Here is a 19,146-nt window from a genome sequence, read left to right on the forward strand (position 1 = left end):
GCCGGTCCCGCCGGACGCCGCATCCATGTCGGCCCGGAAGGGAAGTTTCGCCGCATCTTGCGGTTATTCTCGTTTAAGCGAGGGAGGCGGCTCCCGGGAAATTGCCGCTGACCATCGCATTTTGAGGGCGCTTTAGCCCATGAAGGAGACAGGCATGAACCAAGAGGTCATGAATCTTTTCAATCCGCAGGTGCCTGCACAGAATTTCGATTCCATTCGGATTTCGATCGCGTCTCCGGAGAAGATCCTCTCCTGGTCCTACGGTGAGATCAAGAAGCCGGAAACCATCAACTACCGCACGTTCAAGCCGGAACGCGACGGTCTGTTCTGCGCGCGCATCTTCGGGCCGATCAAGGACTACGAATGCCTGTGCGGCAAGTACAAGCGCATGAAGTACAAGGGCATCATCTGCGAAAAGTGCGGCGTCGAAGTCACGCTGTCGCGCGTTCGCCGTGAGCGCATGGGCCATATCGAGCTCGCCGCTCCCGTCGCCCACATCTGGTTCCTGAAGTCGCTGCCGTCACGCATTTCGACCCTCCTCGACATGACGCTGAAGGATGTCGAGCGCGTCCTCTATTTCGAAAACTACATCGTCACCGAGCCGGGCCTGACGGCGCTGAAGGAGCACCAGCTTCTTTCGGAAGAAGAATACATGCTCGCCGTCGACGAATACGGCGAAGACCAGTTCACCGCGATGATCGGCGCCGAGGCGATCTACGAGATGCTGGCCTCGATGAACCTCGAGAAGATCGCCGGCGACCTGCGCTCCGAGCTTGCCGACACGACGTCGGATCTCAAGCAGAAGAAGCTGATGAAGCGCCTGAAGATCGTCGAGAACTTCATGGAGTCGGGCAACCGTCCGGAATGGATGATCATGAAGGTCGTCCCGGTCATTCCGCCGGATCTGCGTCCGCTGGTTCCGCTCGACGGCGGCCGTTTCGCGACGTCGGATCTGAACGATCTCTACCGCCGCGTCATCAACCGTAACAACCGCCTGAAGCGCCTGATCGAGCTTCGCGCGCCGGGCATCATCATCCGCAACGAAAAGCGCATGCTGCAGGAATCGGTTGACGCGCTGTTCGACAACGGCCGCCGCGGCCGCGTCATCACCGGCGCCAACAAGCGTCCGCTGAAGTCGCTGTCCGACATGCTGAAGGGCAAGCAGGGCCGCTTCCGCCAGAACCTGCTCGGCAAGCGCGTCGACTATTCCGGCCGTTCGGTCATCGTCACCGGTCCGGAACTGAAGCTGCACCAGTGCGGCCTGCCGAAGAAGATGGCGCTCGAACTGTTCAAGCCGTTCATCTATGCCCGCCTCGACGCCAAGGGTTACTCCTCGACCGTCAAGCAGGCCAAGAAGCTGGTCGAGAAGGAAAAGCCCGAGGTCTGGGATATCCTCGACGAGGTCATCCGCGAGCATCCGGTTCTCCTGAACCGTGCGCCGACGCTGCACCGCCTGGGCATCCAGGCCTTCGAACCCACCCTGGTCGAAGGCAAGGCGATCCAGCTGCACCCGCTCGTCTGCACGGCCTTCAACGCCGACTTCGACGGCGACCAGATGGCCGTTCACGTGCCGCTGTCGCTCGAAGCCCAGCTCGAAGCCCGCGTGCTGATGATGTCGACCAACAACATCCTGCATCCGGCCAACGGCGCGCCGATCATCGTTCCCTCGCAGGACATGGTTCTCGGCCTCTATTATCTGTCGATCCTCAATCAGAACGAGCCGGGCGAAGGCATGGCCTTCTCTGATCTCGGCGAACTCCATCACGCCCTCGAGAGCAAGGTCGTGACGCTGCACACCAAGATCCGCGGCCGCTTCAAGTCGGTCGACGAGGATGGCAAGCCCTACTCGAAGATCTATGAGACGACGCCTGGCCGCCTGCTCATCGGCGAACTGCTGCCGAAGAACGGCAAGGTGCCCTTCGACATCTGCAACCAGGAAATGACCAAGAAGAACATCTCCAAGATGATCGACACGGTCTACCGCCACTGCGGCCAGAAGGACACGGTCATTTTCTGCGACCGCATCATGCAGCTCGGCTTTAGCCATGCCTGCCGCGCCGGCATTTCGTTCGGCAAGGACGACATGGTCATTCCGGATGCCAAGGCGAAGATCGTTGCCGACACCGAAAGCCTGGTGAAGGAATACGAGCAGCAGTATAATGACGGTCTCATCACCCAGGGCGAAAAGTACAACAAGGTTGTCGACGCCTGGGGCAAGGCCACCGAAAAGGTCGCCGAAGAGATGATGGCCCGCATTAAGGCGGTCGAATTCGACGAGAACACCGGCCGTCAGAAGCCGATGAACTCGATCTACATGATGAGCCATTCCGGTGCCCGCGGTTCTCCGAACCAGATGCGTCAGCTGGGCGGCATGCGCGGCCTGATGGCTAAGCCTTCGGGTGAAATCATCGAGACCCCGATCATCTCGAACTTCAAGGAAGGCCTGACCGTCAACGAGTACTTCAACTCGACCCACGGCGCCCGCAAGGGTCTGGCAGACACCGCCTTGAAGACCGCAAACTCCGGTTACCTGACCCGCCGTCTCGTCGACGTTGCGCAGGATTGCATCGTCACGCACGTTGATTGCGGCACCGAAACCGGCCTCACCATGACCGCCATCGTCGATGCCGGTCAGGTCGTCGCCTCGCTCGGCGCCCGCATCCTCGGCCGTACGGCGCTCGACGACATCGATCATCCGATCACCGGCGAGCGTATCGTCGATGCCGGCAAGATGATCCTCGAGCCCGATGTCATCGAGATCGAGAAGGCCGGTATTCAGTCGATCCGGATCCGCTCGGCGCTGACCTGCGAAATCCAGACGGGCGTCTGCTCGGTCTGCTACGGCCGCGACCTGGCCCGTGGTACGCCGGTCAACATGGGCGAAGCCGTCGGCGTCATCGCCGCTCAGTCGATCGGTGAGCCCGGAACTCAGCTCACCATGCGTACCTTCCACCTTGGCGGTACGGCGACCGTGGTCGACCAGTCGTTCCTGGAAGCGTCGTACGAAGGTACGGTGCAGATCAAGAACCGCAACCTGCTGCGCAACTCGGAAGGCAGCCTCGTTGCCATGGGCCGCAACATGACCGTTCAGATTCTGGACGAGCGTGGCGTGGAGCGCTCCTCGCAGCGCGTGGCCTACGGTTCGAAACTGCACGTCGACGAAGGGGACAAGGTTAAGCGCGGCCAGCGTCTGGCCGAGTGGGATCCTTACACCCGTCCGATGATGACGGAAGTGGCCGGTACGGTTCAGTTCGAGGATCTCGTCGACGGTCTCTCCGTTCTCGAAGCGACCGACGAATCCACCGGCATCACCAAGCGTCAGGTCATCGACTGGCGTTCGACCCCGCGCGGTTCGGACCTCAAGCCGGCGATCGTCATCAAGGACGCCAGCGGCAATGTCGCCAAGCTGTCCCGCGGCGGCGACGCCCGCTTCATGCTCTCGGTCGACGCCATCCTGTCGGTCGAGCCGGGCACGAAGGTCTCCCAGGGTGACGTTCTCGCCCGTTCGCCGCTCGAAAGCGCCAAAACCAAGGACATCACCGGCGGTCTGCCGCGTGTTGCCGAACTGTTCGAAGCGCGCCGTCCGAAGGATCACGCCATCATCGCAGAGATCGATGGTACAATCCGCCTCGGCCGCGACTACAAGAACAAGCGTCGCGTCATCATCGAGCCGGCGGAAGACGGTGTCGAGCCGGTCGAATACCTGATCCCGAAGGGCAAGCCCTTCCACCTTCAGGATGGCGACTATATCGAAAAGGGTGATTACATCCTCGACGGTAACCCGGCTCCGCACGACATCCTGGCGATCAAGGGCGTGGAGGCTCTGGCTTCCTACCTCGTCAATGAAATCCAGGAAGTCTACCGTCTGCAGGGCGTCGTCATCAACGACAAGCATATCGAGGTGATCGTCCGTCAGATGCTGCAGAAGGTGGAAATTACCGACGCAGGCGACTCGACCTACATCGTCGGCGACAATGTCGACCGGATCGAGCTCGAGGACGTCAACGACCACCTGATCGAGCAGGGCAAGAAGCCCGCCCATGGCGATCCGGTTCTGCTCGGGATCACCAAGGCGTCGCTGCAGACCCCGTCCTTCATCTCGGCCGCATCCTTCCAGGAAACGACCAAGGTACTGACGGAAGCGGCGATCGCCGGCAAGACGGATGGTCTGCAGGGTCTGAAGGAAAACGTCATCGTCGGCCGCCTCATCCCGGCCGGCACCGGCGGCACCATGACCCAGATCCGCCGTATCGCCACCTCGCGCGACGAGTTGATCCTCGAAGAGCGTCGCAAGGGCACCGGTGCAGCCGTTGCCACTCCGATGCTGCAGGACATGGCTGAAAAGGCCCCGGCCGCGGAATAATCCGCGGCTGAAGTCCCGGAACTTAAGATGCGAATTGAAAAACCGCCCGGAGCGATTCGGGCGGTTTCATTTTTGCTGTGCTCTGATCTATTCGGCGGGAGGGTAGGGGCTTTGCCTGTCAGCCATCTCTCTTCGAAGCAGCGCTCGCTGATGCAGCTGCGGTCAGTTGAACCGAATGATCGCGACCTCGCCGTCGACCGCGCCCTGGTACGCTGAGGCATGCGGCTCTTCCGCCGGAACTTCGGTCAGCATGCCGATCTGGTCGAGATCGGCCTCGATGAAGCCCTCTTCGGCAAGGGCGTTCAGGGCCTCGCGTACAGCCGTGTCGTCGTCGGGCGCCTTCAGCATGATATGCAGGTCGATGCCTTCGCTGGAGTCGGACTCATAGCCCTTGCCGATGATGATGAAGATCATCGGCCCATCGAAATTGTTGTCGTTATCAGGTGTCGTGATCATCGCCTGTCCTTCGGCTTCCGTGACGATTCGATCGCTCGAATCCTGCTGTGAGGGCTTAACGCCGCAATTGCTGATTCCTTAACTGCTTTTGCTGCGATGCCCAAGTTTTTATCTTGGATCACGCCCGTGGATTCGTCTACAAGGGTGAAAACAGGGCATCCGCCCCGCATATCAAGGCGATAGGGCGAGTTTATTTCTTAACCGGCCTTGACGAGAGGGGTGGAAACCAGTAGTACCCCGCCCATCAGATCCCATGTGAGGCTTGGCTGTTCGGGGCGACGCGCCCTGAAGTTCACCTCAAACAAGGTTCTAAACGCACGTTGAAGTCATGATGCTGCACGCATGACGCATAATTTCATGCGTCCTCTGCTCCTTGTGGTCCATCTGCGGAAGCGGATCGGGCCATATTTTGCGCATTGAACCGAAAGCATGCGTCATTGCCGGAGACGGCGCGAGTTCAAGCCCGCAAGGGTACTGAGATAAACGTAAGGGATGGTTGAATGCCTACCGTAAACCAGCTGATCCGCAAGCCTCGCCAGGCGAACGTAAAGCGTAATAAGGTTCCCGCTCTCCAGGAGAACCCGCAGAAGCGCGGCGTTTGCACGCGCGTCTACACGACGACGCCGAAGAAGCCGAACTCGGCTCTGCGTAAGGTCGCCAAGATCCGCCTGACCAACGGCTTCGAAGTCATTGGTTACATCCCCGGTGAAGGCCACAACCTTCAGGAACACTCCGTCGTGATGATCCGCGGCGGCCGCGTCAAGGACCTTCCGGGTGTCCGTTACCACATCATCCGCGGCGTTCTCGATACCCAGGGTGTCAAGAACCGCAAGCAGCGCCGCTCCAAGTACGGCGCGAAGCGTCCGAAGTAATTCGGTTTTGAATAGTCCGGCGCTGCGCGAGGTCCTCCGCGTGATGAAGCGCCTTAACGGTTGAAGAGACGAAAAGTATGTCCAGACGTCATAAAGCAGAAAAGCGCGAGATCAATCCGGATCCGAAGTTCGGCGATCTCGTTGTCACCAAGTTCATGAATGCCATCATGCTCGATGGTAAGAAGTCCGTTGCTGAAAACATCGTCTACGGTGCGTTCGACGCCGTTCAGGGTAAGTCCAAGCAGGAGCCGCTTTCGGTTTTCCATTCTGCGCTCGACAACATTGCCCCGCACGTTGAAGTCCGCTCGCGCCGCGTCGGTGGTGCGACCTATCAGGTTCCGGTCGACGTTCGTCCGGAGCGCCGCCAGGCCCTCGCCATTCGCTGGCTGATCGCCGCTGCCCGCAAGCGCAACGAAACGACCATGATCGATCGTCTTTCCGGCGAACTGCTCGATGCGTCCAACAACCGCGGCTCCGCCGTCAAGAAGCGCGAAGACACGCACAAGATGGCTGACGCCAACCGCGCGTTCTCGCACTATCGCTGGTAATTCCGAACGGTATCGAAAGGCAGTCCACAATGGCTCGCGAATATAAGATCGAAGACTACCGCAATTTCGGTATCATGGCGCATATCGACGCCGGCAAGACCACGACCACCGAGCGTATCCTTTATTACACCGGCAAGTCGCACAAGATCGGCGAAGTCCACGACGGCGCAGCCACCATGGACTGGATGGAGCAGGAGCAGGAGCGTGGCATCACGATCACGTCTGCTGCCACCACGACCTTCTGGAAGGGCCGTGACGGCAAGATGCGCCGCTTCAACATCATCGACACTCCCGGCCACGTCGACTTCACCATCGAAGTCGAGCGTTCGCTGCGCGTTCTCGACGGTGCGATTGCTCTTCTCGATGCCAACGCCGGTGTTGAGCCGCAGACGGAAACAGTCTGGCGTCAGGCTGAGAAGTACAACGTTCCGCGTATGATCTTCTGCAACAAGATGGACAAGACCGGTGCGGACTTCTACCGTTCGGTCGAGATGATCAAGACCCGTCTGGGCGCGATCGCTGTCGTCATGCAGCTGCCGATCGGCGCTGAAAGCGACTTCAAGGGCGTTATCGACCTGGTCGAGATGAATGCTCTCATCTGGCGCGACGAATCTCTCGGCGCCCAGTGGGACGTCGTTGAGATCCCGGAGGACATGAAGGCCAAGGCTGAAGAATATCGCGAAAAGCTGATCGAGACGGTTGTCGAGATCGACGAAGCGGCGATGGAAGCCTACCTCGAAGGCAACATGCCTGACAACGACAAGATCCGCGAACTCGTTCGTCGCGGCACGATCGACGTCAAGTTCCATCCGATGTTCTGCGGCACCGCTTTCAAGAACAAGGGTGTTCAGCCACTGCTCGACGCCGTTGTCGATTACCTGCCGTCACCGCTCGACATTCCGGCGATCAAGGGCATCGACTTCAAGACGGAAGCTGAAATCGAGCGGCATGCAGACGACGCCGAGCCGCTTTCCATGCTCGCATTCAAGATCATGAACGACCCCTTCGTTGGTTCGCTCACCTTCGCCCGTATCTACTCCGGCAAGCTCGAAAAGGGTTCGTCGGTCATGAACACGGTCAAGGACAAGCGCGAGCGCGTCGGCCGCATGCTGCAGATGCACTCCAACTCGCGTGAAGACATCGAAGAAGCCTTTGCCGGCGACATCGTTGCTCTCGCCGGCCTCAAGGAAACCACCACTGGCGATACGCTCTGCGACCCGCTGAAGCCGGTTATCCTCGAGCGTATGGAATTCCCGGAGCCGGTCATCCAGATCGCTATCGAGCCGAAGTCCAAGGGCGACCAGGAAAAGATGGGCCTCGCGCTCAACCGCCTGGCTGCCGAAGATCCGTCCTTCCGCGTGAAGACGGATCAGGAATCCGGCCAGACGATCATTGCCGGCATGGGCGAACTGCACCTCGACATCATCGTCGACCGCATGCGCCGCGAGTTCAAGGTTGAAGCAAACGTCGGCGCGCCACAGGTTGCTTACCGCGAAACCATCACGCGCCAGCACGAAGAAGACTACACGCACAAGAAGCAGTCCGGTGGTACCGGCCAGTTCGCGCGCGTCAAGATTGTCTTCGAACCGAACCCTGAAGGCGATGACTTCAAGTTCGAATCCAAGATCGTCGGTGGTGCTGTTCCGAAGGAATACATCCCGGGCGTTCAGAAGGGTATCGAGAGCGTTCTGTCTTCGGGTCCGCTGGCTGGCTTCCCGATGCTCGGCGTCAAGGCGACCCTCATCGACGGTGCCTTCCACGACGTTGACTCCTCGGTTCTGGCGTTCGAAATCGCTTCCCGCGCCTGCTTCCGTGAAGCTGCGAAGAAGGCCGGTGCTCAGCTGCTCGAGCCGATGATGAAGGTCGAAGTCGTTACCCCGGAAGATTACGTCGGTGACGTTATCGGCGACCTCAACTCCCGCCGTGGTCAGATCCAGGGTCAGGAAAGCCGCGGTGTGGCCGTTGTCATCAACGCCAACGTCCCGCTGGCGAATATGTTCAAGTACGTCGATAACCTGCGCTCCATGTCGCAGGGCCGTGCTCAGTACACGATGACCTTCGATCATTACTCGCCGGTCCCGTCGAACGTCGCAACCGAGATCCAGGCAAAGTATTCCGGTCAGAAGTGACCGGAATACCAATTGACCGATAACAAGAATTAGCTCCCCTCGGGGACTAGCAAAACGGAGAGCCGAAAATGGCAAAGAGTAAGTTTGAGCGCAACAAGCCGCACGTCAACATTGGCACGATCGGCCACGTTGACCACGGCAAGACGTCTCTGACGGCAGCGATCACGAAGTACTTCGGTGAGTTCAAGGCGTACGACCAGATCGACGCGGCTCCGGAAGAGAAGGCACGCGGCATCACCATCTCGACGGCGCACGTCGAATATGAGACGCCGGCCCGCCACTACGCGCACGTCGACTGCCCCGGCCATGCCGACTACGTCAAGAACATGATCACCGGTGCTGCCCAGATGGACGGCGCGATCCTGGTGTGCTCGGCTGCTGACGGCCCGATGCCGCAGACGCGCGAACACATTCTGCTGGCCCGCCAGGTTGGCGTTCCGGCGATCGTGGTGTTCCTGAACAAGGTCGACCAGGTTGACGACGCCGAGCTGCTCGAACTGGTTGAGCTCGAAGTTCGCGAACTGCTGTCGTCCTACGACTTCCCGGGCGACGACATCCCGGTTGTCAAGGGTTCGGCGCTTGCCGCTCTTGAAGATAGCGACAAGAAGATCGGCGAAGACGCGATCCGCGAGCTGATGGCAGCGGTCGACTCCTACATCCCGACGCCTGAGCGTCCGATCGACCAGCCGTTCCTGATGCCGATCGAAGACGTGTTCTCGATCTCCGGCCGCGGCACTGTCGTGACCGGCCGCGTCGAGCGTGGCATCGTCAAGGTTGGCGAAGAAGTCGAGATCGTCGGCATCCGTCCGACCTCGAAGACGACGGTCACCGGCGTTGAAATGTTCCGCAAGCTGCTCGACCAGGGCCAGGCCGGCGACAACATCGGCGCGCTGGTTCGCGGTGTTAACCGTGACGGCGTCGAGCGTGGCCAGATCCTGTGCAAGCCGGGTTCGGTCAAGCCGCACAAGAAGTTCATGGCTGAAGCCTACATCCTGACGAAGGAAGAGGGCGGCCGTCATACGCCGTTCTTCACCAACTACCGTCCGCAGTTCTACTTCCGCACGACCGACGTGACCGGCATCGTCACGCTGCCGGAAGGCACGGAAATGGTCATGCCGGGCGACAACGTCACGGTTGCCGTCGAGCTGATCGTTCCGATCGCGATGGAAGAAAAGCTGCGCTTCGCCATCCGCGAAGGCGGCCGCACCGTCGGCGCCGGTATCGTCGCTTCGATCGTCGAGTAATCCCTTCGGCCGCTCCGGCGGAGTGGCCGATTCGATGACATTATTATGAAGCAGGCGGCGGAAGCCGCTTGCTTATTACACAGAAATATAGCAAATGGCGCGCGAGCGCGATTTGCGTACTGCTTTGGATAACGAAGCGGTGACTAAACAACCAATTAAGGTGGGCTAGAAGGCCCTGAAGACTGGATAGGGTTCCGTTTCGGCGCCCTCTCGATCTTTGAAACCGGTGGTCCGCCTTAGGAAGAAAGAACAACCCGTGTCTTGTCCAGAGACATGTGGGAAACAAACACAAGGATAACGTCGAATGAACGGCCAAAATATCCGCATTCGCCTGAAGGCGTTCGATCACCGGATTCTCGATGCTTCTACGCGCGAGATCGTGTCGACGGCGAAGCGCACCGGTGCAAGCGTCCGGGGCCCCGTTCCGCTTCCGACCCGCATCGAGAAGTTTACGGTCAACCGGTCCCCGCACATCGACAAGAAGAGCCGCGAACAGTTCGAGATGCGCACGCATAAGCGCCTTCTCGACATCGTAGACCCGACCCCGCAGACGGTGGACGCGCTGATGAAGCTCGATCTCGCCGCCGGTGTCGATGTTGAGATCAAGCTCTGAGCTTGCTCGAGCTGAGTTGGAAGGATTGAACCGATGCGTTCAGGTGTGATTGCACAGAAGGTGGGAATGACCCGCGTCTACAACGACGCCGGCGAGCATGTCCCGGTAACGGTACTGCGTATGGACGGCTGCCAGGTCGTTGCCACGCGCACTGTCGAAAAGAATGGCTATACCGCAGTTCAGCTCGGTGCAGGCCAGGCGAAGGTGAAAAACACGTCGAAGGCGATGCGCGGCAACTTTGCTGTCGCCAACGTCGAGCCGAAGGCCAAGCTCGCAGAATTCCGCGTCTCGGAAGACAATCTGCTCGAGATCGGCACCGAGATCAAGGCAGGTCACTTTGCCGCCGGTCAGCTCGTCGACGTGACGGGCACGACGATCGGTAAGGGTTTTGCCGGCGCCATGAAGCGCCACGGTTTCGGCGGTCTGCGCGCCACGCACGGTGTGTCTGTTTCACACCGCTCGCACGGTTCGACAGGCTCGCGCCAGGATCCGGGCAAGGTTTTCAAGAATAAGAAGATGGCTGGTCACATGGGCCAGACGCGCGTCACGACGCAGAACCTGGAAGTGGTTTCGACCGACGAAGATCGTGGTCTGATCCTGATCAAGGGTGCTGTTCCCGGTTCCAAGGGTGCCTGGATCATCGTGCGCGACGCCGTCAAGTCGGCCGCGAAGTAAGGGAGCCAGATCAATGGAATTGAACGTCAAGACCCTCGAGGGAAAAGACGCCGGGAAGGTTTCCCTTTCGGACGAAATTTTCGGCCTCGAGCCCCGCGAAGACATTCTCGCCCGCGTCATCCGCTGGCAGCTTGCCAAGAAGCAGCAGGGCACGCACAAGGCAAAGGGCCGCGCTGAAGTTTCGCGCACCGGCGCCAAGATGTACAAGCAGAAGGGTACGGGCCGCGCCCGTCACCATTCGGCTCGCGCTCCGCAGTTCCGCGGCGGCGGCAAGGCCCACGGCCCGGTCGTCCGCAGCCACGAGCACGACCTTCCGAAGAAGGTTCGCGCGCTTGGCCTCCGCCACGCCCTTTCGGCCAAGATCAAGGCCGATGACGTCATCGTCATCGACAACCTGGTTGCTGCCGAAGCCAAGACCAAGGCTCTCGCGTCCGTTTTCGAGACGCTCGGCCTGACCAACGCCCTCTTCATCGGCGGCGCAGAGCTTGACGGCAACTTCAAGCTCGCAGCTCAGAACATCCCGAACATCGATGTTCTGCCGATCCAGGGCATCAATGTTTACGACATCGTGCGCCGCGGCAAGCTCGTGCTTTCCAAGGCTGCGGTTGAAGCGCTAGAGGAGCGATTCAAGTGACCGATCTCCGCCACTACGATGTGATCGTCTCCCCGGCGATCACCGAAAAGTCCACGCTGGTCTCCGAGAACAACCAGGTTGTTTTCAATGTCGCCAAGCAGGCGACGAAGCCGGAAATCAAGGCTGCGGTCGAGGCGCTGTTCGGCGTCAAGGTCACGGCCGTCAACACTCTGCTGCGCAAGGGCAAGACCAAGCGGTTCCGCGGTTTTGTCGGCAAGCAGAAGGACGTGAAGAAGGCTGTCGTGACGCTGGCTGAAGGCCAGACGATCGACGTCTCCACCGGTCTCTGAGGAATAAGAAAATGGCATTGAAAACATTCAATCCGACGACCCCGAGCCAGCGTCAGCTGGTCATCGTGGACCGCTCCTCGCTCTACAAGGGCAAGCCGGTCAAGGCGCTGACGGAAGGTCTGAGCAAGAGCGGCGGTCGTAACAACCTCGGCCGCATCACTGCCCGCTTCATCGGCGGCGGTCACAAGCGTAGCTACCGTCTGGTCGACTTCAAGCGTCGCAAGTTCGATGTCGAAGGCACCGTCGAGCGTATCGAATACGACCCGAACCGTACGGCTTTCATCGCGCTGGTGAGCTATGCCGACGGCGAGCAGGCTTACATCATCGCTCCGCAGCGTCTTGCTGCCGGCGACAAGGTCATCGCTTCAGAAAAGGCCGTCGACGTCAAGCCCGGCAACACCATGCCGCTGCAGTACATCCCGGTCGGCTCCATCATCCACAACGTGGAAATGAAGCCGGGCAAGGGCGGTCAGATCGCCCGTTCCGCCGGTTCCTACGCGCAGCTCGTCGGTCGTGACCAGGGCATGGCGATCCTTCGCCTGAACTCCGGTGAACAGCGTCTGGTCAGCGGCATCTGCCTCGCTTCGATCGGCGCCGTCTCGAACCCGGACCACGCCAACATCAACGACGGCAAGGCCGGTCGTACCGTTTGGCGCGGCAAGCGTCCGCATAACCGCGGTGTTGTCATGAACCCGGTCGACCATCCGCACGGCGGTGGTGAAGGCCGCACCTCCGGTGGTCGCCATCCGGTGACACCATGGGGCAAGCCGACCAAGGGCAAGCGTACCCGGTCGAACAAGTCGACCGACAAGATGATCATGCGCTCGCGTCATCAGCGTAAGAAGTAAGAGAGGAAGTCTCCAATGGCTCGTTCAGTATGGAAAGGTCCGTTCGTTGACGGCTATCTTCTCAAGAAGGCTGAGAAGGTTCGTGAAGGCGGACGTGCAGAAGTGATCAAGATCTGGAGCCGTCGCTCCACGATCCTGCCGCAGTTCGTCGGTCTTACCTTCGGCGTCTACAACGGCAGCAAGCATATCCCGGTCAGCGTCAATGAAGACATGGTCGGCCACAAATTCGGTGAATTCTCTCCGACCCGCACCTACTACGGTCACGGCGCGGACAAGAAGGCGAAGAGGAAGTAACAATGGGCAAGGCAAAAGCCGAACGCCGGCTGAAGGACAACGAGGCGCAAGCAGTCGCCCGCACGCTCCGCGTCAGCCCCCAGAAGCTCAACCTGGTTGCTGCGGCCATCCGCGGCAAGAAGGTGGAGCGTGCACTCGCTGAGCTGGAGTTCTCCCGCAAGCGCATCGCGGGCGCCGTCAAGAAGACGCTCGAATCCGCGATCGCCAACGCCGAGAACAACCACGATCTCGACGTCGACGCTCTTGTCGTCGCAGAGGCTTATGTCGGCAAGTCGATCGTCATGAAGCGCTTCCACGCTCGTGGCCGCGGTCGCGCGTCGCGCATCGAAAAGCCCTTCGCGCACCTGACGATCGTCGTTCGTGAAGTGCAGGCAGCAGAGGAGGCCGCATAATGGGTCAGAAAATTAATCCGATCGGTTTCCGTCTCGGCATCAATCGTACCTGGGATAGCCGCTGGTTCGCGGACAATGCCGAGTACGGTCAGCTGCTGCACGAAGACCTGAAAATGCGCAAGTTCGTCATGAGCGAACTGAAGCAGGCCGGGATCTCCAAGGTGGTCATCGAGCGTCCGCACAAGAAGTGCCGCGTCACGATCCACTCGGCCCGTCCGGGCCTGATCATCGGCCGCAAGGGCGCCGACATCGACAAGCTCCGCAAGAAGCTGTCCGATATGACCAACTCGGAAACGCACCTCAACATCGTCGAAGTGCGCAAGCCCGAAGTGGACGCAACGCTGGTCGCTCAGTCGATCGCCCAGCAGCTCGAGCGCCGCGTGGCTTTCCGCCGCGCCATGAAGCGCGCCGTTCAGTCCGCGATGCGTCTTGGCGCCGAAGGCATCAAGATCACCTGCGCCGGCCGTCTCGGCGGTGCGGAAATCGCTCGTACGGAATGGTACCGCGAAGGCCGTGTGCCGCTGCACACGCTGCGCGCCGACATCGACTACGGCACGGCTGAAGCCGAAACCGCATTCGGTATCTGCGGCATCAAGGTATGGATCTTCAAGGGCGAAATCCTTGAGCACGATCCGATGGCTTCCGAACGTCGCGCGCTGGAAGGCGACGCACAGGGTCCGGCAAGCCGCGAACGCGACCGTGGCGATCGTCGCCGCGAACGCGACAACGCGTAATTAGCGCTGGCGAAAGATAAGCTCGGAGAAGTAAGAAAATGTTGCAGCCAAAGCGTACTAAGTACCGCAAGCAGTTCAAGGGCCGCATCAAGGGCGTCGCCAAGGGCGGTTCTGACCTGGCATTCGGCGAATTCGGCCTGAAGGCTCAGGAGCCCAACCGCGTCAATGCACGCGAGATCGAAGCGGCCCGCCGCGCGATCACGCGTTACATGAAGCGCGCCGGCCGTGTATGGATCCGCGTGTTCCCGGACGTTCCGGTAACAGCAAAGCCGACCGAAGTCCGCATGGGTAAGGGTAAGGGCTCCGTTGAGTACTGGGCATGCAAGGTCAAGCCCGGTCGTATGATGTTCGAGATCGACGGCGTCAGCGAAGAGATCGCCCGTGAGGCGCTTCGTCTCGGCTCTGCCAAGCTCTCGGTCAAGACGCGCTTCGTACAGCGCATTGCAGAGTAAGGATTGAGCTCATGAAAGCCTCAGATGTTCGCGCGTTCACCGCCGACCAACTCAAGGACGAGCTTGCCAAGCTGAAGAAGGAGCAGTTCAACCTGCGCTTCCAGAAGGCGACCGGCCAGCTCGAAAAGTCCTCGCGCATCAACGAAGTCCGCAAGGACATCGCCCGCGTCAAAACCATTGCCCGCCAGAAGGCGGCAGAAGTTAAGGCCTAAAGGAAGAAAAACATGCCGAAGCGCATCCTGCAGGGCGTCGTCGTTGGCGACAAGAACGAGAAGACGGTAGTGGTTCGCGTTGAGCGTCGTTTCGCTCACCCGCTGCTCCAGAAGACCGTTCGTCGTTCCAAGAAGTACAAGGCCCACGACGAAAACAACCAGTACAAGATCGGCGATACCGTATCCATTGAGGAATGCGCGCCGATCTCGAAGGACAAGCGCTGGACGGTGATCGCCGCCCAGGGCAAGTAAACAGAATTTTGCGCGAGGCCTTGCGTCTCGCCGAAATATCTGTATGAAGCAGCGTCGGAACGCTCGAATGCTGGGCGTTCTTTTTGCTTTGAGCGCACGGAAGGTCCCGTTCGGGAAACCACCCTGGCACGATCGACCCCGCGCTATTCAGCTATTGCCGCGTTCCTACTTGCCTTAGCGGCAGGTTGGCCGGCGAACATTTTCATAAGCCGGAGTAGGGGGCCCAGGCCCAACCATTCCGGTAAACCAAGAAGGCGACCTGATATGATTCAGATGCAAACAAACCTCGACGTCGCGGATAATTCCGGCGCACGTCGTGTCATGTGCATCAAGGTGCTGGGCGGCTCGAAGCGCAAGTATGCCTCGATCGGCGACGTCATCGTCGTTTCGATCAAGGAAGCGATCCCGCGCGGCCGCGTGAAGAAGGGTGACGTGATGAAGGCGGTTGTCGTTCGCACCGCCAAGGACATCCGTCGTCCGGATGGCTCGGTCATCCGCTTCGACACCAACGCAGCAGTCCTCATCGACAACAAGAAAGAGCCGATTGGCACCCGTATCTTCGGACCGGTTCCGCGCGAACTTCGCGCCAAGAACCACATGAAGATCATCTCGCTGGCTCCCGAAGTACTGTAAGGAGCGGAAGCGATGCAGAAGATTCGTAAAGGCGACAAGGTCGTCATGCTCGCTGGCAAGGACAAGGGCCGTACCGGCGAAGTCGTTCAGGTCATGCCGAAGGAAGATCGTGCCGTTGTTCGTGGCGTCAACGTCGTGAAGCGCCACCAGCGCCAGACGCAGACCCAGGAAGCCGGCATCATCAACAAGGAAGCCCCGGTTCACCTGTCCAATATTGCAATCGTCGACAAGGACGGCAAGCCGACCCGCGTCGGTTTCAGGGTCGTTGACGGCAAAAAGGTCCGCGTGGCCAAGCGTTCTGGAGAAGTGATCGATGGCTGAGGCAAAGTACGAGCCGCGGCTCAAGAAGGAATATGTCGAGCGCATCCGCAAGGCGATGCAGGAGCAGTTCTCCTACGCCAACGAGATGATGATCCCAAAGCTCGACAAGATCGTGATCAACATGGGTGTCGGCGAAGCGACCGCTGACTCGAAGAAGCCGACGGTAGCTGCCGCCGACCTCGCAGCGATCGCCGGCCAGAAGCCGGTCATCACCCGTGCGCGCAACTCTATCGCAGGCTTCAAGGTCCGCGAACAGATGCCGATCGGCGCCAAGGTCACCCTGCGCGGCGCCCGCATGTACGAGTTCCTGGACCGTCTGGTCAACATCGCGCTCCCGCGCGTTCGCGACTTCCGCGGCCTGAACCCGAAGAGCTTTGACGGCCGTGGCAACTTCGCCATGGGCATCAAGGAGCACATTGTGTTCCCTGAGATCAACTACGACAAGGTTGATCAGATGTGGGGCATGGACATCATCGTTTGCACGACGGCGACGACCGACGACGAAGCACGGGCTCTTCTGAAAGAGTTCAGCTTCCCGTTCCGTCAATAACCGTAACGACGAGCGTAGAAAAGGAACCTGACATGGCGAAGACAAGCGCAGTTGAAAAGAACAAGCGCCGCCGTACTACGGTCGCCAACCAGGCCGCTAAGCGGGCTGCGTTGAAGGCGATCATCATGAACCAGGCTCTTCCGATCGAAGAGCGGTTCAAGGCCTCGATCAAGCTGGCATCCCTGCCGCGTGATGGATCGAAGACCCGTATTCGCAACCGTTGCGAAGTTTCGGGGCGTCCACGCGCATATTACCGCAAACTGCGCATGTCGCGTATTGCGCTGCGTGAACTGGGCAATCTCGGCAAGGTGCCGGGCATCGTCAAGTCGAGCTGGTAAGGAGCAGGTTAGATGACAATGACTGATCCGTTGGGCGATATGCTCACCCGTATCCGTAACGGCGCTTCCCGCCGCAAGTCGTCGGTCTCGACGCCTGCGTCCAAGCTCCGTGCACGTGTTCTCGATGTCCTGCAGTCCGAAGGCTACATCCGTGGCTATTCCGTTGTCGATTTCGGCAATGGCAAGTCGGAACTCAGCATCGAGCTGAAATATTATGAAGGCGCATCGGTGATCCGTGAGATCGGCCGTGTGTCCAAGCCGGGCCGCCGGGTTTATGTCTCGGTCAAGTCCATTCCGCAGGTCGCGAACGGTCTCGGCATCACCATCCTTTCGACTCCGAAGGGCGTGATGGCCGATCACCAGGCTCGCGAACAGAACGTTGGTGGCGAGGTTCTTTGCTCGGTCTTCTAAGATCGGGCAGGGATCTCCATAGCGAACAGACAGGATTGAAACATGTCTCGTATCGGTAAAAAGCCCGTTCAGGTGCCTGCTGGGATCACGGCTACGGTCGATGGCCAGAAGGTTACTGCAAAGGGCCCGAAGGGCGAGCTGTTTTTCGTCGCTAACGACGAAATCAGCCTCAAGCTCGAAGATAATGCGGTCGTCGTGACGCCCGTGAACCAGACCAAAGATGCACGGTCGAAGTGGGGCATGTCCCGCACGATGATCGAAGGTATCTTCAAGGGCGTCAAGGACGGTTTCGAGCGCAAGCTCGAAATCAACGGCGTCGGTTACCGCGCCGCCATGCAGGGCAAGAACCTGCAGCTGGCCCTCGGTTTCAGCCACGACGTGGTCTATGAACCGCCGGTCGGCATCACGATCGCTGTTCCGAAGCCGACGGAAATCGTCGTCAGCGGTATCAACAAGCAGCAGGTCGGCCAGGTTGCCGCCGAAATCCGCGAATATCGCGGTCCCGAGCCCTACAAGGGCAAGGGCGTCAAGTATGCCGACGAGCGGATCGTCCGCAAAGAAGGCAAGAAGAAGTAAGGATCACGCGAAATGGCTAGCAGGAAAGAAGCACTTGCACGTCGTGCCAACCGCGTGCGCCGTCATATCAAGTCGGTGGCCAATGGCCGTCCGCGCCTGTCGGTTCATCGCTCCTCGAAGAACATCTATGCCCAGATCATCGATGATGTGGCCGGCAAGACGCTTGCGTCGGCCTCCACCCTCGACAAGGATCTGCGCGGTTCTCTGAAGACCGGTGCCGATACCGCCGCCGCTGCTGCAGTGGGCAAGCTCGTCGCCGAGCGCGCCTCCAAGGCCGGCGTGTCGGACGTCGTTTTCGACCGTGGCGCCTTCATCTATCATGGCCGCATTAAGGCTCTCGCCGAAGCGGCCCGCGAAGGCGGTCTCACCTTCTGATCAGTTTCCGGCCGGACGCTTTTGCGCCGGCCGGATTTTCGCCGGACCGCAAGGCACTCCCCAAGAAGGGGAGGCTGATGCGGTCCACATTTGTTTGCCGATTGCACCCGGAAAAGAAAAAGGAAGAGGACAATGGCACAGGAAAGAAGGCCGCAGCGGGAAGACCGCCAGAGCCGTGAAGAGCGCGATAGCGAATTCGTCGACAAGCTCGTCGCGATCAACCGCGTCGCCAAGGTCGTCAAGGGCGGCCGTCGTTTTGGTTTCGCAGCACTCGTCGTCGTCGGCGACCAGAAGGGCCGCGTCGGCTTCGGCCATGGCAAGGCACGCGAAGTGCCGGAAGCCATCCGCAAGGCAACCGAAGCCGCCAAGCGCGAACTGATCTTCGTACCGCTGCGTGACGGCCGTACGCTGCATCACGACGTTCATGGCCGCCACGGCGCCGGCAAGGTTCTGCTGCGCTCGGCCAAGGTCGGCACCGGTATCATCGCCGGCGGTCCGATGCGTGCCGTTTTCGAAACTCTCGGCATGCATGACGTCGTCGCCAAGTCGACCGGTTCGTCGAACCCCTACAACATGGTTCGCGCCACCTTCGACGCTCTGAAGCACCAGGTTCACCCGAAGGACATCGCAGCTCAGCGCGGCATTAAGTATGCAACGCTGCAGGCTCGTCGTAGCGCCTCCGGCAACGCCTCTGAAGAATAAGAGGAGCTGACCAATGGCCAAGGCTACCAAGAAGGCTGAAGCGAAGACTGTCACGATCGAACAGATCGGCAGCCCGATTCGCCGTCCGGACGTCCAGCAGCGCACGCTGATCGGTCTCGGACTGAACAAGATGCACCGTCGCCGCACGCTGGAGGATACCCCTTCGGTTCGCGGCATGATCCGTGCTGTCCAGCATCTCGTTCGCGTCGTCGACGAGAAGTGAGACGGAGGA

The 19,146-nt window shown here is 60.0% G+C and carries 26 protein-coding genes; 25 read left to right on the forward strand and 1 reads right to left on the reverse strand.

The features are described from left to right. The first annotated feature begins 154 nt into the window (after positions 1–154). Positions 155–4,363 carry a DNA-directed RNA polymerase subunit beta' gene (gene rpoC / locus N2597_RS06740; RefSeq protein ID WP_038688278.1) on the forward strand — a complete coding sequence of 1,403 codons (4,209 nt, stop codon included), beginning with the start codon at positions 155–157 and terminating at the stop codon, positions 4,361–4,363. 162 nt (positions 4,364–4,525) lie between these two features. Here rpoC and N2597_RS06745 read toward each other — a convergent pair whose 3' ends face one another. Then, positions 4,526–4,819, reverse strand: coding sequence for a hypothetical protein (locus tag N2597_RS06745; RefSeq protein ID WP_009992164.1), 294 nt, complete (start codon positions 4,817–4,819; stop codon positions 4,526–4,528). A gap of 500 nt (positions 4,820–5,319) precedes the next feature. Between N2597_RS06745 and rpsL the strand changes: the two genes are divergently transcribed. From rpsL to rpmD, 24 genes are all read left to right on the forward strand, one after another. Continuing rightward, positions 5,320–5,691 carry a 30S ribosomal protein S12 gene (gene rpsL / locus N2597_RS06750; RefSeq protein WP_003547537.1) on the forward strand — a complete coding sequence of 124 codons (372 nt, stop codon included), beginning with the start codon at positions 5,320–5,322 and terminating at the stop codon, positions 5,689–5,691. A gap of 77 nt (positions 5,692–5,768) precedes the next feature. Next, positions 5,769–6,239: a 30S ribosomal protein S7 gene (gene rpsG, locus N2597_RS06755; protein ID WP_004669085.1), complete on the forward strand. Its 471-nt coding sequence runs from the start codon at positions 5,769–5,771 to the stop codon at positions 6,237–6,239. A gap of 29 nt (positions 6,240–6,268) precedes the next feature. After that, positions 6,269–8,368 carry an elongation factor G gene (fusA, locus tag N2597_RS06760; protein ID WP_038688280.1) on the forward strand — a complete coding sequence of 700 codons (2,100 nt, stop codon included), beginning with the start codon at positions 6,269–6,271 and terminating at the stop codon, positions 8,366–8,368. 68 nt (positions 8,369–8,436) lie between these two features. Next, positions 8,437–9,612: an elongation factor Tu gene (gene tuf, locus N2597_RS06765; protein WP_009996414.1), complete on the forward strand. Its 1,176-nt coding sequence runs from the start codon at positions 8,437–8,439 to the stop codon at positions 9,610–9,612. A 304-nt stretch (positions 9,613–9,916) separates the two neighbouring features. Further along, positions 9,917–10,225 carry a 30S ribosomal protein S10 gene (gene rpsJ / locus N2597_RS06770; RefSeq protein WP_003547547.1) on the forward strand — a complete coding sequence of 103 codons (309 nt, stop codon included), beginning with the start codon at positions 9,917–9,919 and terminating at the stop codon, positions 10,223–10,225. Positions 10,226–10,258: 33 nt separating this feature from the next. Further along, positions 10,259–10,900 carry a 50S ribosomal protein L3 gene (rplC, locus tag N2597_RS06775; RefSeq protein WP_016734008.1) on the forward strand — a complete coding sequence of 214 codons (642 nt, stop codon included), beginning with the start codon at positions 10,259–10,261 and terminating at the stop codon, positions 10,898–10,900. 13 nt (positions 10,901–10,913) lie between these two features. Continuing rightward, the gene (gene rplD, locus N2597_RS06780) at positions 10,914–11,534 is read left to right on the forward strand and encodes a 50S ribosomal protein L4 (RefSeq protein WP_010028977.1); all 621 of its coding nucleotides are present in this window, start codon (positions 10,914–10,916) and stop codon (positions 11,532–11,534) included. Beyond that, entirely contained in the window at positions 11,531–11,824 is a 294-nt protein-coding gene (locus tag N2597_RS06785; RefSeq protein ID WP_003547550.1) for a 50S ribosomal protein L23, read from the forward strand. Before rplD ends, N2597_RS06785 begins: the two co-directional genes overlap by 4 nt. An 11-nt stretch (positions 11,825–11,835) precedes the next feature. Then, complete coding sequence (rplB, locus tag N2597_RS06790) at positions 11,836–12,672, forward strand: 50S ribosomal protein L2 (RefSeq protein WP_009986456.1); 837 nt, start codon at positions 11,836–11,838, stop codon at positions 12,670–12,672. Between the two features lie 15 nt (positions 12,673–12,687). Next, positions 12,688–12,966 carry a 30S ribosomal protein S19 gene (gene rpsS / locus N2597_RS06795; protein WP_003573797.1) on the forward strand — a complete coding sequence of 93 codons (279 nt, stop codon included), beginning with the start codon at positions 12,688–12,690 and terminating at the stop codon, positions 12,964–12,966. A gap of 2 nt (positions 12,967–12,968) precedes the next feature. Then, the gene (gene rplV, locus N2597_RS06800; RefSeq protein WP_004674922.1) at positions 12,969–13,358 is read left to right on the forward strand and encodes a 50S ribosomal protein L22; all 390 of its coding nucleotides are present in this window, start codon (positions 12,969–12,971) and stop codon (positions 13,356–13,358) included. Beyond that, complete coding sequence (rpsC, locus tag N2597_RS06805; RefSeq protein ID WP_003573793.1) at positions 13,358–14,092, forward strand: 30S ribosomal protein S3; 735 nt, start codon at positions 13,358–13,360, stop codon at positions 14,090–14,092. The genes rplV and rpsC overlap by 1 nt, the downstream gene beginning before the upstream one ends. A gap of 38 nt (positions 14,093–14,130) precedes the next feature. Continuing rightward, positions 14,131–14,544 carry a 50S ribosomal protein L16 gene (rplP, locus tag N2597_RS06810; protein WP_003573792.1) on the forward strand — a complete coding sequence of 138 codons (414 nt, stop codon included), beginning with the start codon at positions 14,131–14,133 and terminating at the stop codon, positions 14,542–14,544. Positions 14,545–14,555: 11 nt separating this feature from the next. Next, entirely contained in the window at positions 14,556–14,756 is a 201-nt protein-coding gene (gene rpmC, locus N2597_RS06815; RefSeq protein ID WP_003558545.1) for a 50S ribosomal protein L29, read from the forward strand. Between the two features lie 12 nt (positions 14,757–14,768). Next, positions 14,769–15,008, forward strand: a complete 240-nt coding sequence (gene rpsQ, locus N2597_RS06820; RefSeq protein ID WP_004674926.1) for a 30S ribosomal protein S17 — start codon at positions 14,769–14,771, stop codon at positions 15,006–15,008. A 264-nt stretch (positions 15,009–15,272) separates the two neighbouring features. Next, positions 15,273–15,641 (forward strand): 50S ribosomal protein L14, encoded by a 369-nt coding sequence (gene rplN / locus N2597_RS06825; protein WP_003573790.1) that lies wholly within the window; start codon positions 15,273–15,275, stop codon positions 15,639–15,641. A gap of 12 nt (positions 15,642–15,653) precedes the next feature. Beyond that, entirely contained in the window at positions 15,654–15,962 is a 309-nt protein-coding gene (gene rplX / locus N2597_RS06830) for a 50S ribosomal protein L24 (protein ID WP_183599977.1), read from the forward strand. Beyond that, positions 15,955–16,512 carry a 50S ribosomal protein L5 gene (gene rplE, locus N2597_RS06835; protein WP_003573788.1) on the forward strand — a complete coding sequence of 186 codons (558 nt, stop codon included), beginning with the start codon at positions 15,955–15,957 and terminating at the stop codon, positions 16,510–16,512. The genes rplX and rplE overlap by 8 nt, the downstream gene beginning before the upstream one ends. 32 nt (positions 16,513–16,544) lie before the next feature. Then, positions 16,545–16,850, forward strand: coding sequence for a 30S ribosomal protein S14 (rpsN, locus tag N2597_RS06840; protein WP_003573787.1), 306 nt, complete (start codon positions 16,545–16,547; stop codon positions 16,848–16,850). A 12-nt stretch (positions 16,851–16,862) separates the two neighbouring features. Then, complete coding sequence (gene rpsH, locus N2597_RS06845) at positions 16,863–17,261, forward strand: 30S ribosomal protein S8 (protein WP_003547562.1); 399 nt, start codon at positions 16,863–16,865, stop codon at positions 17,259–17,261. 42 nt (positions 17,262–17,303) lie between these two features. Beyond that, positions 17,304–17,837 carry a 50S ribosomal protein L6 gene (rplF, locus tag N2597_RS06850; RefSeq protein ID WP_038688286.1) on the forward strand — a complete coding sequence of 178 codons (534 nt, stop codon included), beginning with the start codon at positions 17,304–17,306 and terminating at the stop codon, positions 17,835–17,837. A gap of 12 nt (positions 17,838–17,849) precedes the next feature. After that, positions 17,850–18,212, forward strand: coding sequence for a 50S ribosomal protein L18 (rplR, locus tag N2597_RS06855; RefSeq protein ID WP_077991471.1), 363 nt, complete (start codon positions 17,850–17,852; stop codon positions 18,210–18,212). A 132-nt stretch (positions 18,213–18,344) separates the two neighbouring features. Continuing rightward, positions 18,345–18,914, forward strand: coding sequence for a 30S ribosomal protein S5 (gene rpsE / locus N2597_RS06860; RefSeq protein ID WP_003573784.1), 570 nt, complete (start codon positions 18,345–18,347; stop codon positions 18,912–18,914). 13 nt (positions 18,915–18,927) lie between these two features. Continuing rightward, complete coding sequence (gene rpmD, locus N2597_RS06865; protein WP_003547566.1) at positions 18,928–19,137, forward strand: 50S ribosomal protein L30; 210 nt, start codon at positions 18,928–18,930, stop codon at positions 19,135–19,137. Positions 19,138–19,146: the final 9 nt, after the last annotated feature.

Origin of the sequence: Rhizobium sophoriradicis, from assembly GCF_025200795.1 — a bacterium.
Taxonomy (GTDB): domain Bacteria; phylum Pseudomonadota; class Alphaproteobacteria; order Rhizobiales; family Rhizobiaceae; genus Rhizobium; species Rhizobium sophoriradicis.